At 61.8% G+C, this 14,940-nt stretch carries 14 protein-coding genes; 9 read left to right on the forward strand and 5 right to left on the reverse strand.

Annotated elements, in window-relative coordinates; translation table 11 throughout:
* Window positions 1–57: 57 nt before the first annotated feature.
* Window positions 58–1,560: a glycoside hydrolase family 10-like protein gene (locus AC6H4Z_RS02005; RefSeq protein ID WP_497545060.1), complete on the reverse strand. Its 1,503-nt coding sequence runs from the start codon at window positions 1,558–1,560 to the stop codon at window positions 58–60.
* Between the two features lie 147 nt (window positions 1,561–1,707).
* Between AC6H4Z_RS02005 and AC6H4Z_RS02010 the strand changes: the two genes are divergently transcribed.
* A complete protein-coding gene (locus AC6H4Z_RS02010) occupies window positions 1,708–2,820 on the forward strand; it encodes a zinc-binding dehydrogenase (RefSeq protein WP_497545061.1) in 1,113 nt (370 codons plus the stop codon).
* 68 nt (window positions 2,821–2,888) lie between these two features.
* On the forward strand, window positions 2,889–3,260 hold the full coding sequence (locus AC6H4Z_RS02015; RefSeq protein ID WP_497545062.1) for a GxxExxY protein: 372 nt from the start codon (window positions 2,889–2,891) through the stop codon (window positions 3,258–3,260).
* 91 nt (window positions 3,261–3,351) lie between these two features.
* On the opposite strand, the gene AC6H4Z_RS02020 is transcribed toward AC6H4Z_RS02015, so the two are convergent.
* Window positions 3,352–4,668 carry an acetylxylan esterase gene (locus AC6H4Z_RS02020; RefSeq protein ID WP_497545063.1) on the reverse strand — a complete coding sequence of 439 codons (1,317 nt, stop codon included), beginning with the start codon at window positions 4,666–4,668 and terminating at the stop codon, window positions 3,352–3,354.
* Between the two features lie 168 nt (window positions 4,669–4,836).
* On the opposite strand from AC6H4Z_RS02020, the gene AC6H4Z_RS02025 reads away from it, so the two are divergent.
* The 5 genes from AC6H4Z_RS02025 to AC6H4Z_RS02045 all read left to right on the forward strand — a co-directional run bounded on the left by AC6H4Z_RS02025 (window position 4,837) and on the right by AC6H4Z_RS02045 (window position 10,357).
* A complete protein-coding gene (locus tag AC6H4Z_RS02025) occupies window positions 4,837–5,976 on the forward strand; it encodes a hypothetical protein (protein WP_497545064.1) in 1,140 nt (379 codons plus the stop codon).
* A gap of 79 nt (window positions 5,977–6,055) precedes the next feature.
* Complete coding sequence (locus AC6H4Z_RS02030; protein WP_497545065.1) at window positions 6,056–7,888, forward strand: methanol/ethanol family PQQ-dependent dehydrogenase; 1,833 nt, start codon at window positions 6,056–6,058, stop codon at window positions 7,886–7,888.
* 10 nt (window positions 7,889–7,898) lie between these two features.
* On the forward strand, window positions 7,899–8,414 hold the full coding sequence (locus AC6H4Z_RS02035) for a c-type cytochrome (RefSeq protein WP_497545066.1): 516 nt from the start codon (window positions 7,899–7,901) through the stop codon (window positions 8,412–8,414).
* Window positions 8,415–8,456: 42 nt separating this feature from the next.
* Entirely contained in the window at window positions 8,457–8,906 is a 450-nt protein-coding gene (locus tag AC6H4Z_RS02040) for a DinB family protein (protein WP_497545067.1), read from the forward strand.
* A gap of 200 nt (window positions 8,907–9,106) precedes the next feature.
* A complete protein-coding gene (locus tag AC6H4Z_RS02045) occupies window positions 9,107–10,357 on the forward strand; it encodes a GGDEF domain-containing protein (RefSeq protein WP_497545068.1) in 1,251 nt (416 codons plus the stop codon).
* A gap of 13 nt (window positions 10,358–10,370) precedes the next feature.
* Here the strand turns inward: AC6H4Z_RS02045 and AC6H4Z_RS02050 are convergent, their stop codons facing one another.
* From AC6H4Z_RS02050 to AC6H4Z_RS02060, 3 genes are all read right to left on the reverse strand, one after another.
* Window positions 10,371–11,105, reverse strand: coding sequence for a Yip1 family protein (locus AC6H4Z_RS02050; protein ID WP_497545069.1), 735 nt, complete (start codon window positions 11,103–11,105; stop codon window positions 10,371–10,373).
* Window positions 11,106–11,174: 69 nt separating this feature from the next.
* Window positions 11,175–12,104: a slipin family protein gene (locus AC6H4Z_RS02055; RefSeq protein ID WP_497545070.1), complete on the reverse strand. Its 930-nt coding sequence runs from the start codon at window positions 12,102–12,104 to the stop codon at window positions 11,175–11,177.
* A 1-nt stretch (window position 12,105) separates the two neighbouring features.
* The gene (locus AC6H4Z_RS02060) at window positions 12,106–12,501 is read right to left on the reverse strand and encodes a GntR family transcriptional regulator (RefSeq protein WP_497545071.1); all 396 of its coding nucleotides are present in this window, start codon (window positions 12,499–12,501) and stop codon (window positions 12,106–12,108) included.
* A 90-nt stretch (window positions 12,502–12,591) separates the two neighbouring features.
* On the opposite strand from AC6H4Z_RS02060, the gene AC6H4Z_RS02065 reads away from it, so the two are divergent.
* On the forward strand, window positions 12,592–13,167 hold the full coding sequence (locus AC6H4Z_RS02065) for a gluconate 2-dehydrogenase subunit 3 family protein (protein WP_497545072.1): 576 nt from the start codon (window positions 12,592–12,594) through the stop codon (window positions 13,165–13,167).
* Complete coding sequence (locus tag AC6H4Z_RS02070; protein ID WP_497545073.1) at window positions 13,131–14,813, forward strand: GMC family oxidoreductase; 1,683 nt, start codon at window positions 13,131–13,133, stop codon at window positions 14,811–14,813. The genes AC6H4Z_RS02065 and AC6H4Z_RS02070 overlap by 37 nt, the downstream gene beginning before the upstream one ends.
* Window positions 14,814–14,940 lie beyond the last annotated feature (127 nt).

Below are 14,940 nucleotides of genomic sequence, written 5' to 3' on the forward strand. Positions count from 1 at the left end.
CGGCGCCGCCAACAAATCTCTGCTTGTAAGACTCCGTTCAGAGACTGCAGGGGTGTCCTACGGCCAGGTGGCAGCAGCGCTCACGTTTCCAGCCTGGTCGACCGCCGAGAGCAGAACGCGATCCGGCGCGGTGTCGAGTGTGATGGAACGCTGGTCGCCGAAGACGTTGCGCATCGTCCATCCGGTGCTGGAGCGGGCACGAACAACCCACCAACGAGGAAGTTCACCGGCACCAGGGGTCATTTGAATCGTTCGTGAGGATACGCTAACAGACGGCGTTGCCGGCGGTGCCGCATCCAGCCAGGGTGTTCCAGGGACGAGCGCGCTCATGGCGTAGAGGCCCGACAGTGAAGCCGCGACAGCGCCGCTGTTCTTCTTGAGCGTGGAATTCGTGTTGTAGAGGAGGTGCCCCGTTCCCGCCGGCCGAGTTCTCGTAAGGCGGATCTGGTCGGCGATCTCCGTAGAGCTGAACGCACTCGTAGTGCCGTCGGCGACGCGATACGCGGCGAGTCCCGGCCACACGGGGCGTCCAACGGTACTCTGCGCAATCCACCAGTCGAGGAGCGCCGCATAGCTCTGCTGTGGCGCGCTGATCGCCCAGTACAGCTGTGGTGCGAGATAGTCGACCCAGCCTTGCTGCAGCCACTTTCGAGAATCAGCATAAATGGTGGCGTAGGCGTCGAGTCCATTGACGCTGCTCGGATTGCCGGGTCGCCAGATGCCGAAGGGTGAGATGCCGACTTTGACGGTTGGCTTGAGCGCATGGACTTCGCGATACATTCGCTCGACGAACCGGTCGACGTTGGCGCGTCGCCAATCCGCTCGCGACAGGGTCGAGCCGCTGCGCGCGTAGGACGCACTGTCGGGAAAGTCGATCAACCGGCCGCCGGCGTCGTTCTCTTGATATGGATAGAAGTAGTCGTCGGCATGAACACCATCGATGTCGTAGCGTTGGACGATGTCGCTTACGACGAGCATCACTCGGTCCTGGACGGCTGGTTCACCGGGATCGAGCCAGAGTTGCGAGCCGTAGACGCGAAGGAGGTCGCGCCGGACATTGAACAGGTGCGTTGACGCGAGGCCCAGCGTGTCCTTCGAGTTGCCGGCGCGGAATGGGTTGATCCACGCATGCAGCTCGAGCCCACGCGCGTGGGCGGCGGTCACGGCATAGCTGAGCGGATCGTAGCCTGGATCCTGCCCCTGGGTCCCGGTGAGCATCGCGCCCCACGGCTCGAGCGACGATCGGTACACCGCGTCGGACGCTGGGCGAATGTGAAAGAAGATGGCGTTGAAGCCCGCACTCGCAGCGCGATTCAGAATGTCGTCGAGCTCGGCGCGCTGCTGGTCGGCGGTCAGCGTCGACCGTGATGGCCAGTCGATATTCGCCACGGTCGCGATCCACAGCCCTCGCATCTCCCGCTGGATCGGTGGCGGCGCCGTGTCGACGACCACCGGCACGGGAACGGGCACCGTTGGCGCGGGAGCCGTCATCGCGGGGTCGTGCGAGCAGGCCGCAAGTGCGGCGACGGTGAGAAGCAAGAGCGAACGGCGGACGATCACGAATCTCCTGACGAATGGTGGTAGCGTTGACGCGCGACGATATTGCACCGTCAGTGCCGCAAAGGCGGACGTTGACAGCCGCGCTCCCGTGTTGAGGGTTGGGGGAGATCTAAACCCTCGACCTTATACCCTAAACCCCGCTGTGTCGTGTCTCTGACGCATAATGCCGTGATCATGCCCGGGCCGAAGCAACCGCTTCGGATCGCGACTCTGCCAACGCCGTTCCTGGAACCCGGCGCGGTGCTCCTCCGCACGTTGTATTCGGAGGTCTGCGGCACGGACGTGCACCTGCATCATGGGAAGCTGGACGTACCCTTTCCGATCATTCCAGGGCACGTTTCCGTCGGTGTCGTCGAAGCCGCGGGCGGCCGGATCAAGGACATCGAAGGCAACTACGTGAAAGAGGGCGACGTCGTCACGTTCCTCGACGTCCACGAGACCTGCAACAACTGCTATCACTGTCTCGTCGCGCGTCAACCGACGCGCTGCCCATCGCGCAAAGTCTATGGCATCAGCTACAGCGCGAAAGATGGTTTGCTCGGCGGTTGGTCCGAGGCGATCTGGCTCAAGCCCGGCGTCAAGATGGTGAAACTGCCAAAGGAGCTGACGCCGGAAACGTTCATCGGTGGTGGCTGCGGTCTCGTCACCGCGTTGCATGCCGTGGATATGGCCGAGATTCGACTTGGTGAATCTGTTGCGGTGCTGGGTGTTGGCCCGGTGGGACAATCGATCGTTGCGTTCTCGTCGCTCTCTGGCGCTGGAGAAATCGTCGCGATCGACGCCTCCCGTGCGCGACTCGACTATGCCAAGAAAATGGGTGCGACCGCGACGCTCGGTCTCGATCTTCCGTCAGCCGCTCGTTTGGACAGCATCCGTGGGCTCACTGGTGGCCGCGGTGTCGATGTCGTGATCGAAGCTAGCGGGGCTCCTGCGGCGATCACGCAGGGACTCGACATGGTTCGCGATGGCGGGCGCATGGTGGTTTGCGGTCACTACACCGACAATGGTTCGGTCGAGATTCATCCGCACTGGCAGATCAACCGTAAGCACGTCGATCTGAAGGGCTGCTGGGGCTCGCGGTACGATCACTTCCATCGCGCCGTTGCGCTCACGGCTAGGTATGGCGACGTGAAGCCGTGGCGTGACATGGTCAGCGGTCGCTATCCGCTCACGAGCGCTGACGAAGCTCTCGCTGCGGTTGAAAAGCAGACGGCGATCAAGGCTCTCATTACGCCGAATCCGCAGCTGCTCACCACATGACGCGCGCTTGACGCATCGAAGGCATCGTTGGTTGCCGCGAATTGGCGCGGCAACCTCGCTGACCGACAATGCGCTTCGACGATGCTTCATCGCACGTAGTAGACGCCGCAATCAAGGTTCACTCGGCGCTCGGTCCGGGACTCTTGGAGGGGGCATATCAGGCGTGCCTTATTCACGAACTCCGCGGCCGAAAGCTCAACGCCCGATCTCAGGTACCCGTGCCGATCCTGTATGACGGGATCCGCATCCACGTTGGTTATCGGATCGACATTCTCGTCGAAGAATCCGTTGTCGTCGAACTAAAGGCCGTGTCCAAGGTTCTTCCGATTCATCATGCGCAGCTCCTATCCTACCTAAAGTTGAGCGGCCATCGAATCGGATTGTTGCTGAATTTTCACGTTCCACGAATGCGAGATGGCATCAAGCGGATTGTGAACTAACCATCCTTGATGTTCTTCGTGACCTTCGTGTCCTTCGTGGTAAGCAATGCTTTGAACCACGAAGGTCACGAAGGTCACGAAGGTTTCGCGATCATTTGGGCGGAACAGTCTGACCGTGCAGCAACGCATTGAGCCACTGCGCGGCGCGAGTCGTGTATGGCTGCTGCTGCGCCGGCGTGGCTTGGTGATTGTGCGGCGAGTCGATCATCGGGACAGGCTCCTTCACGCCCGGGATCTGATTGAGTGTCGTCCAGATGCCGATCGCCGGCGTCACCTCGTCGATGAATCCCATTGCGGCCATCGTCGGAGCCTTGATACGCGACGCGAAGTTGGTGACGTCGAAGTAACGTGCCGTCTCCATCACTGCCGGATTTGTCGTGTCCCAATTCGGATAGCCGGCCATTCGCTTGTATTGCGCGGCGTTGGCATCTGAGCCGGCCGGGACATCCACAACGACAGCGCTCACGCGCGGATTGAGTCCGGCCATCACGAGACTCTGCTGTCCACCCATGCTGATGCCACTCACGACGAGTGTGCGACCATCCCAATCTGGGCGACTCGCCAGATACTCCAGCGCACGATAGTCACCGAGGTACATCTGCAAGAAGTAGTTGTGATCGCGATCGGAATTGTTGATTCTCTGATATTCCTTGATCATCTGCGGCAGCGCATCGTAAAAGGCCTGCGGCATGTCGCTCGGCACATCGTGCGGCTCGATGTTCATCGCCAGCCAGCCTTCGGCGGCGCGATCAGTCACCCACTGTTTCGGTAGGGGATACGGCGCACTCGCCCACTGGAAAATCACGAGCGCGGGGAATTTTCCATCGCGCTTTGGTTTGGCGATCTGGCCATAGACGTGCGCACCGCCAACGTTGTCGAGCTTGATCGTCGCGTAGTCGACGTCGGCCGCGCCACTCTCCTTCGGCGTGATCACAGCGTTCGTCGGCACGCGGTCGAGCAGCTTGAGCTTCGCGGCCCAGAACGCATCGAAATCCGACGGACGCCCGATCACCGGCTGAATCTTCGTCGGATCGACTGCAGCACCAAGCACGACGACACCGGCGCCACCCGTATTCACGTTGCCGAACGGCTGCGTCGCGCCGGAGGGTGGCCGAATTTCGACGCGAACCATCCCTGGCGCGTTCAGAGAAGTCTCGATTTTCGCCGGACCCTTGGACAGATCGAGCGATCCGCTCTTGATCACCGGGCCGCCATTCTCCTTCACGACATAGGCGTAGCCACCCGTCGACGCGGTCTGTCCGTCGGCCAGCGCGATCGTCCAACCGACGACTTTGCCGAGTTCGTAGATGCCGGAGCGGTCGTACGGAGTTGCTACCAGCTGCTGCGCCGAAAGGCTCACGGCAACGGTACATGACAACAATGCCACGTACGGAGAGCGATTTGTCATACGCCTATTATGCCGCGTGGTGAGCTCGAGCGACAACCGCCGAGCGTGGCGTCGGATGGAGCTTCCTTACACCCATTAAACACTTAGGGGACTGGCCGATCCCTGATCTGGCCAATACCATGCAGAATCACTGGTCGACGCTTCTCCTTCACGCTTTCCGTTTTTCGCGTGTACACCAGCTGTCTCTTCTGCCACCTCGACCTCGGTGCCAATCACCATCTGCCGACCTTTCCGGTCGGACGGCGCCTGGCGTACGATCCAAAGAAGGGACGACTCTGGGTGATCTGCACCCAGTGCGGACGCTGGAACCTCACGCCGCTCGAAGAGCGGTGGGAAGCGATCGATGAATCCGAACGACTCTTTCGCGGCACGCGGCTGCGAATGTCCACCGACAACGTCGGCCTCGCTCAATTCCGCGGCGGATTCGAGTTGGTGCGCGTCGGACCGGCGCTGCTTCCCGAAATTGCGTCGTGGCGCTACGGCACTCGGCTCGTTCGCTTCGAGCCGGAGACCGACGTTCGCCCCGGACTCTTCATTCGTGGAGCGCGACTGATTGCTCGCGCGACCGCTGGCGCCATGGTCGGGTACGCGCACTCCGTTGGATTCAGCGACGAAGCCGTGTTGCGCATGCGCACCTTCCGTCGCGGACACGGTGTGCTGTTGCGTTCGAACGACGAATTCGGACATCCCATCGTCGTTCGATACAGCCACCTGGGCGCAGCGGAGCTCGTGCGCCCGGTGAAGGACGCGCCCTGGCAACTCAAACTCCATCACGACAATGGCGTCGCGACGCTGGCCGAGTCGGCGGCGCTTCGCGTCGCGGGAAAAATGTTGGCGACGCTCAACGTCGGTGTGGCGAGTCATGCTGAGGTGTCGCACGCCATTGCCAAGCTCGACGATGCGGGCGATCCGGAGGGCTATTTCACGCGCGTCGCGTCGCTCGCGATGCGGACCTCGTGGGGGCGCTTTCCGGACGCGAAGCCCGAAGTCGACGACCATCCTCGCGCATCGTTTTCTGAGACGCTTGCTCTACAGCTCGCCAATCGTTCCTTCTGGGGGCGTGGCGGAACCGGCAGCGACGAGCAGACTCCGCTCTTTCGCCTCCCGGCCGTGGACAGACTCGCGCTCGAGATGGCGGCGAACGAAGACATCGAGCGCAAAGCGATGATGGGCGAGCTCGAGGGGCTGCACGCTGCGTGGCGCGACGCCGAGGAGATTGCAGCGATCGCCGACGAACTCTTTGCCGACGATGTTCTCGACGAGTTCAAGCGCCAGTACTTCGATCGCATCGCCGCCAGCGAGCAGTAAGCATTGGGCCCGAATTCGCGCGAACCCAACTGAGCACGTACCTTGCTGCCTGACTGAGCCGTGACCTCTCGGAGGCGCCGTGCCGGTACAGCATCGATGGTGGCTTGTCCCTTCCGTCGTACTTTACGGAATTCTCACGAGCGCGTGTCGCCAGAGCGATAACGCTGGCGCCGCAGCTCGTACGACTGTGTCCGGCGCGACGATCGCAACGCCGCCGCCGAACGACAACGCCGGCGAGTGGCTTCTCCCGGGCCGCGACTACGCAGGCAGCCGATACAGCCCGCTGAAGGAAATCACGCCGAGCAATGCGAAGAATCTCCACGTGTCGTGGACATTCTCCACCGGCGTATTGCGGGGCCACGAAGGGCAACCGCTCGTTGTCGGCAACACGATGTACATCATCACGCCATACCCGAACGTCGCGTACGCGCTCGACTTGACCCAGCCTGGGTTTCCGCTCAAATGGAAATACCGACCGGAGAATGCGCAGGCGGCAATTGGCGTTGCCTGTTGCGACGTTGTGAATCGCGGCGCGTCGTTCGCGAATGGGAAGATCGTCTACAATCTGCTCGACGGTCACACCGTTGCCGTCGACGCCGCGACCGGAACAGAACTCTGGAAAGTGAAGATGGGCGATGTGAATCGTGGCGAGACGATCACGATGGCACCGCTCATCGTCAAGGACAAAGTCATCGTCGGCTCGAGCGGCGGCGAGATGGGCGTACGCGGTTGGATCGCCGGCCTCGATCTCGCAACGGGGAAGGAACTCTGGCGGTCGTACAACCTCGGCCCCGACGCCGACATGAAACTCGGGCCACGATTCAAGGCATTCTATCCACAGGATCGCGGCGCCAACCTCGGCGTATCGTCGTGGCCGGGAGATTCGTGGAAGGTTGGAGGCGCCGTGGTGTGGGGCTGGCTGTCGTACGACCCCGAACTCAATCTCGTCTATCACGGCACGTCCAACCCCGGTCCGTGGAACGGCAATCAACGACCGGGCGACAACAAGTGGAGCGCGGCAATCATCGCGCGCGATCCGGACACCGGCGAGATGATCTGGGCGTTTCAGCCGACGCCACACGACATCTGGGACTATGACGCGGTCAATGAGAATATTCTCGTCGACCTGCCGATCGGCGGAAAGACGCGCAAGACGCTCGTGCACTTCGATCGCAATGGTTTCGCATACACCATGGATCGTGCGACCGGCGAAGTGCTTTTGGCGAAGCCCTTCGTTCCAATGAACTGGGCGTCGGGTGTCGATCTCGCGACGGGGCGGCCGTCGGTGAACGTCGACAAGGCGACCGCGCAGGGAAAGAACGTCAAAGACATTTGTCCGAGTCTCGAAGGAGGAAAGAATCAGCAGCCTGCTGCATTCTCGCCAAAGACCGGACTGTTCTATGTGCCGACGAACAATCTCTGCATGGATTTCGAGGGCAGGGAGGTCACGTACATCGCGGGTACTCCATACATCGGCGGCAACGCTCCCGAGAAAGCCGGGCCTGGTGGCTACAAGGGCGAGTTCATCGCGTGGGACGCAGTCGCCGGTCGCAAAGTGTGGGGAATCAAGGAGCCATTCCCCGTATGGAGTGGTGCGCTCGCGACTGCTGGTGACGTCGTCTTCTATGGCACGCTCGACGGTTGGTTCAAAGCCGTGGATGCTCGCGACGGCACGGTTCTCTATCAGTTCAAGGTCGGTTCTGGCGTCGTGGGTGCACCCATGACATACACCGGGCCCGACGGTAAGCAATACGTCGCCATCTATGCCGGTATTGGAGGCGATATGGGTTTACTCATCGCAGGCGACGTCGCGGCGAATCTTCCGTACGACGTCCGTGAGCGCGGTACGACGCTTCCCGATCTCGCGCGATATACGTCGTGGGGCGGAATGCTTTTCGTCTTTTCGCTCTAAAGGCGCCGTCATGAGAATTCTCAAAGCGGCACAGGTCCCGTTGACGATCGTCGTGCTCGGCGCCGTCGCGTACCAGCGCGCGCACGGTACGCAGACCCCTCCGCTGCAATCACGGCCGGGAACGCAGGCGACATACTTCGTCGAACATCCCGAGCACATTCAACTCGGCCTCACCGGTCGTCCGCAGTGGGCGGTGCTCAGGAATCCATACGCAAAGGATCCGCAGCGGATCGCGGAAGGTGGCAAGTTGTTTATCGCGTACAACTGCATGGATTGTCACGGAGCCGATGGGTCCGGCGCGATGGGGCCTAGTCTGCAGGATGGGCGCTGGCACTTCGGTGGCACCGCTGGCGAGGTCTTTCAGTCGATCTATGAAGGTCGTCCCGATGGAATGCCTTCATGGGGCGGTCGGATCGACGACGGACAGATCTGGCGACTCGTCGCATACGTCGAGTCGCTATCGAAGGGACACGACGTCACGACCGAAAATTTCACCGGAAAGACGGTCGCCCGCACGGGCCACTGAACCACGTTTCTCCAGCTGACTCCCTTGTCACAGCACTCGCTCATGCGCTTGTTGAAAGAAGTCTACTCCGGACCCGCGTGGCATGGCCCGTCGGTCAAGGAATCGCTCGCCGGTGTGGACGCCAAACTCGCAGCGCGTAAGCTGTCGCCGGATCGCAATTCGATCTGGGAGCTCGTGCTGCACCTCGCGCACGGTCGTCACCTGCTGATCGAACGTGTGAACGATGCGACGAGCGCTCCATTTCCGCGTGAGATTCGCGAACCGTGGTGGCCAGTGTCGCCAATCGATCAGTCGGAAGCATCGTGGACGGCGGATCTTGCGCTGCTCGACGAATACCAGGAGCGACTGCTCTCCGTTGCCGAGGCGGCGTCGATGCTTCAACTCGATCGCGTTCCACCGGGCGCCGATCACGCCGTGCGCGAACAACTCTATGGTATGGCGGTGCACGACGGGTATCACGCCGGCCAAATCCGGCTCCTCGCTCTCCTATAGAAGCGAGCGTTACAAAACTCGAACGACTCGTCCCACGTCTACTGAGCGCGTCTGTGTTTGGCGTCACAGCGCGGACGTGTCGCCGTTGTACTTTTGCTCAGGCTTCCCCGAACGAAGAAAACATGTTGACCCCGGCGCGCCCTTCGCCGTCGGAACCGTCTCGCGCATTTTCGCGCGGATGGAGTCCGGCTTTTGGACATATGCTCGGCCGCTCGTTGGATACGGGCCGCGCCGGGCTGCTCAACAGCGCCGACATCGTTGTTTGGCAGGCATCACGCCGCCTACTCATTGCCGGCGCACTCGGCGCAATCTCTATCGCGCTGCGCCTTGTGGGTCTGGTGTCGGGTCCGCTGTGGCCAATTCTGATCATCGTCCCGGCATACATCGCGGTGATTGCGGTGCTCACCGTGGTGATCGGGCGACGTCAACGCGTCACGCGCGTGGGGTTGATCGCGCTGTCGCTCGTGGACGTCGCTGCAGTATTCACAACAACATCGCTTGCCACTGCGCCGGCGTTCTATCCGCGCTCGCTGCTACTCAGTCTGCTCGCGCTGCAATTCGCCCAGCTGTTTTTCGGCCGGACGCCCGCAATGACGACGCTCGTTGGATCGATCGTTGGCTACGGGCTCTTGTTGTTCGCCGCGTGGGAACGTGGCATCGGCATTGGTTGGGCGGAGCAAGCATGGATGGTCGGTATCTTCGTGCTCGTCGCGCTGAACGGAATGGCACTGCATGCGAGCGCGAATCGCCGGCTCGCCATGCTGGTCGATCTCTTTGCATCGGCCCAGCGCGGTGACTTCTCGCGCACCTTCATCGACGAAAAGGGACGCGAGCCAGACGGGATCACGACGCTCGGGCGTTCGTACAATCATCTTCGCTCCGAACTCGCGACGATGGTGCACACCGATCCGCTCACGGGCTGCCTGAATCGTCGCGGCTTCGATCAGATCATGGCTCACACAGTGAGTGCCGCCGCGCGTCGAGGTGGGGAAATCGCGCTGCTCGCGATCGACATCGATCACTTCAAAGCGATCAACGACACGGTTGGACACCTCGGGGGCGACGCAGTGCTTCGCGAGCTCGTCGAGATCATCTCGCGCTCGTCGCGCGGCGGCGATGTCGTTGCGCGTGTTGGCGGCGAGGAATTCGTCGTGTTGCTGCCCGACGCCGACAACGAGATGGCGGGTGTGGTTGCGGAGCGCGTGCTACAGAGCGTTCGCGCGCATTCGTTCCGGACGATTCGCGGACGTCAACGCGTTACGGTGAGCGTCGGCATCGCGTCGGAGCAGGTGACCGACGCGAACATCTCCGGCTCCATGCGGGCACGTGCAGACGAGGCGCTGTACGTCGCCAAACGCCTCGGCCGCGATCGCGTGGTGATGTGGGCGCCCGGAATACGCTCGAACGCCACACCACCCTGGACGGACTTCGTCGGGCTGATTCCGCAGTAGCCCGACTCGCGAACTACATCGAGACGTACGCTCGCTGAAGCGCGGGAAGTGCGCCGACGATCCAGATGATCAGACCAAAGATCACCGCACGCTCCTTCGTCACTTTGCCCGTGACGTACAGTCCGATCGCAAGCAGGATCGTCGTCCAGATCGTGAACAGATCAAACCGGCCGAGCATCTGATACAGCACCGGGTTCGTTGTGTCGGGATCGAAGAAGCGGGCTGGCCCGATGGAGATAGCGAACGCCGAGTTGAGCTTGGAAGGATCCAAGATCAAACCCTGCACGCCGCTCACCACGGAGCCGAGCACGCGCGGCATGTACGACCACGCGGCTACGGCGATCGCGGCCTGGAACTCCTGCTTGGAGCCGACGATTTTGCCGACGATCCATGACACGATTCCGAGCACGAACATCGTGATCAGCGTGATCGGTCCGATCGAGTACATGCCGAACGTCGTCATCATGGCGCGCGACTTGTTGATCGCGTCGGCCGATGCCGGATTCTTCGCGATCGCCTTCGCCGTATTCCGCGTGAACTCGGCGTCGAAGATCGGTTCGAGTGTGTTGAACGTGGCAATGACGATCACGCCGATGGCGATCGACACGAAGAGCAACGGTGGCCACGAACTCTTTCCCTGACGGCGGCGAAATACCTCCGAGGGCTGATAGAAGATGTCGATGACGTCTTCCCAAAACGACGACGACTTGGCCGGTGTAGCCGCCATGTTCGCTGTTGATTCAGTCATTGTCACGTCCGATTGAGAGTGAATCCGAATTGCAACGCCGCCGCAGGCCTCACGCCGTACGCCTCACACTTACGTTCCTTCGCCCTGACTCAATTTCGTGTGCCGGTTCGCTGCGGCGCCGAGCATGCCGCCGAGTCCCATCGACTCGACCGCGGTACTCGGTACCAGCATCAGTGCGCCCTTCTCCTTGAGTCCTTCGTAGAGAATGTTCATGGCACGAAGGTGCAGCGCGGTGGGATTATCATGATACGACTTGGACGCCTCCTGGAACAGGTTGGCGATCTCCACCTCGGCCTGTCCAAGAATGATGCGGGCCTGCTTTTCGCGCGAGGCCTGGGCCTCTCGTGACATCGCATCCTGCAGTGATGTCGGAATCACGATATCGCGCATCTCGACGGATTGCACGGTCACGCCCCACGGGGTGCAACGATCGTCGATCAGCTTCTGGAGATCCGATTCGATCTGCTCGCGTCCGCGAAGGAGCTCGGTGAGCGACGTGCGACCGATGATGTCGCGGAGCGCGGTCTGCGCAGCCCAGCTCACGGCGAGCGCGTAGTTCTGAACCTCCAGCGCAGCGCGTTCCGGATCGTAGACCATCCAGAACAGCACCGCGTCGACGTTTACCGGCACCGTGTCGGACGTGAGCGTTTCTTCAGCGTTGAAATTCGTCGTGATGACACGCTGATCGACCCACGCGGTCACGGTGTCGATGAACGGAATGATCCAGAACAACCCCGGTCCGCGCAGGCCGCGATACTTGCCGAGTCGAAGCACGACAGCGCGCTCCCACTGGCGGGCGATCTTTGGCGACTGCGAGAGCAGGTATCCGACGACGATCCCGATAAGGACGCCGGCTGGATTCCGTTGCGAGATGGTGATCGGAATTCCCGCCGCTACGCTGGCGAGAAAGAGGAAGAACGCGACGACGTTGACGCGGATGACGGGGCCTTGTGACGACCCTTTCTGCTTGGCCCGGCGGCGTGTAGCGCTTTTAGCCATTTCAGGTCTTCTCCTTGGGCGTCTTGGCTTCGAGCGTCTTGAGGAATGCGACGATCTCGGGAAGCGAGACACCGATCGCCGACGCATCGGCGAGTAACCGGTCGACGAGTGGCCGCAATTCGCGTTCGCGATCGCGACGCGTCGCCGTGCCGGTTGGGGTAGGATTCTCGCGAACGAACGTGCCGATGCCGCGTTGCGTGGCGAGCACGCCAGCGCGTTCGAGCTCCGCGTACACCTTCGCGACGGTGTTGGCGTTGATCTTCAGCTCGACGGCGAGTTGTCGTACCGTTGGCAACCGGTCGCCAACCTTCAGCCGTCCGGCAGCGATCGCAGCGCGAATGCCGCGATCGAGTTGCGCGTAGAGCGGAGTCGGGTCGGAGGGGTCGACGAACAGCACGTGTAGTATTGTACTAGAAGAATGGTACAAGTCAAGATCGACGTTGTCCGGCATGCCCGCTTCGACCGGACAACGTCGTTCTGAAGATGTATGAATGACACAGACCCCACTCGGCGCCGCTTTCTGCTCGACTCGACTCGAGCTGTCACCGCGAGCTGCCTCGCCCTGTACTTTCCACTCCTCGAGGTGCTGGCGTCGTGCGCCAAGGAGTCCTCGAGCCTCGCGCATCTCACGCCTGCGGAAGCGCGGACCATGCGCGCGTTCGCCGCGCAGATCATTCCGTCTGGCGCCACTGACATCGGGGCCGACGAAGCGGGAGCGGTTGTGTTCGTCGATCGCGCGCTTGCGACGCCATTCTTTGCCGGCGACGCGCCTGTGATCCGCGCCGGCCTCGCCGATCTGGATCAGCGAGCACAAACCGTGGCCGGCCATCGAGACTTCGCCGAGCTCGCGGCAGAACAGCAGGTCGCGATCATGCGGCAAATCGAACACGACGCGTTCTTCGCGGCGGCCCGCGCGCTGGTCGTGATCGGAACGTTCGCCGACCCTTCGTACGGCGGAAATCGAAGCGGCACAGGGTGGACGATGATTGGCATCGACCATCGTCCGAGCTACGCCGCGCCATTCGGTTGGTACGACGCGGAGCCGACGGCTGGTGCGGCGTGATTCAGCGCAGCTACGGACCGAACGAGACGGTCGATTTCGTCATCGTTGGATCGGGGGCGGCTGGAGGCGTGCTGGCGAAAGAGCTATCGAGTGCTGGCTTTGACGTGGTCGTGCTCGAGCAGGGGCCGTGGCAACAGCCCTCGCAGTTCACGCACGACGAACTAGCCATCGAGCGCGAACTCGCAATGCTCAACAAGGCGGTCGAACCGACGCAGACATTCCGGGCGACCGAAGGCGAAGCGTCGCGAACCAACGTTGGGCGCGGTCTTCTATATCGGCGCGCGGTTGGTGGGAGCAGCGTTCACTTCGCGGCCAACTACTGGCGCCTTCGACCGAGCGATTTCAAAGAACGCTCATTGCTCGGCGCAATCGACGGCACGGGCTTCGCCGACTGGCCGATCACGTACGAAGAGCTCGAGCCATACTACACGAAGGTCGAATGGGAGGTTGGTGTTTCGGGGGCCTCCGGCCGGTTTGATCCACCCCGCTCACGTCCGTTCCCGCTGCCGCCCTTGCCCAACAAATCGTCGGGAGTGTTGCTCGAGCGGGCGGCCCACGCGCTGGGGTTACACGCACAGGTTGCACCTATGGCGATTCTCTCGCAGCCGTACGACGGACGCTCGGCGTGTATGTCCTGCGGTCATTGCACGTACTACGGCTGTGAGTTCGGCGCGAAGTCGTCGAGCCTCGTCACGATGATTCCGAAGGCGGTTGCGACTGGACGATGCGAGATTCGCGTCGAGTCCACCGCGTTCCGCGTCGAAATGAACGCAAATGGTCGCGCGACAGGTGTGCTCTATTGGGATAAGAACGGTCGTGAGCGACGCCAGCCTGCGCGCGCAGTGGTGCTCGCGGCCAACGGAGCGGAAACGTCGCGGCTTCTCTTGCTGTCCGAGTCTCCGGCTTTCCCGCACGGCCTCGCGAATTCCAGCGGCAATGTCGGCCGGTACATCATGTTCAATGGCGCATCGAGCACGTCGGGGCGATTCGAGCATCCTCTCAACGAGTACAAGGGCGCGGTCGCCAGTCGGATCGTGCTCGACTTCTACCAAACCGATCCGAAGCGGGGCTTCTACGGAGGAGGTGGGATCGATGCGCGCTTTCCCTTCGGGCCGATTCAGTTCGCAATCAACGGCCTTCCGGAGGATCTGCCCGCGTGGGGACGGGAGTATGTGCAAGCACTGCGCGACTACTACTCACACTCTGTTCGCTTCGCGTCGCATCTCACGTCGCTTCCAGTCGCGACAAATACAGTGACGCTCGATCCAGACCACCGCGATCGCTGGGGACGTCCTGGGCTGAGGCTCACGTACACCGACCATCCGGACGACATGAAGACGAAGCAGTGGTTTCGCGATCGCACGCAGGAGATGATGGAAGCAGCCGGCGCGACGCGTGTCTGGAATCAGCCAGTGCTTCCCATCGACGGTGGCGTTCACCTACTCGGCACCGCGCGCATGGGTAACGATCCGCGCGATTCGGTGGTCGACCGGTATCATCGCGCGCACGACGTACGGAATCTCTTCATCTGCGACGGAAGCAGTTTCGTCACGTCGGGCCGCGGCCAACCAACGATGACGATACAGGCACTCGCATTCCGCGCTGCGGACCATATCGCGCGTTTCGCGAAGTCTCACGAGCTCTAGCTCGCCAACACAAAGCGGGGCCAGGCTTGTCGCCTGACCCCGCCGTTTCCCCCTGAGACCTCAGACCTCAGACCCGAGACCTAGAGTGTCTCCATTCAACTGATCCGAATTAGTCCACGACCCTGCC

The sequence above is a fragment of the Leucogemmata humicola genome (genome assembly GCF_055379415.1).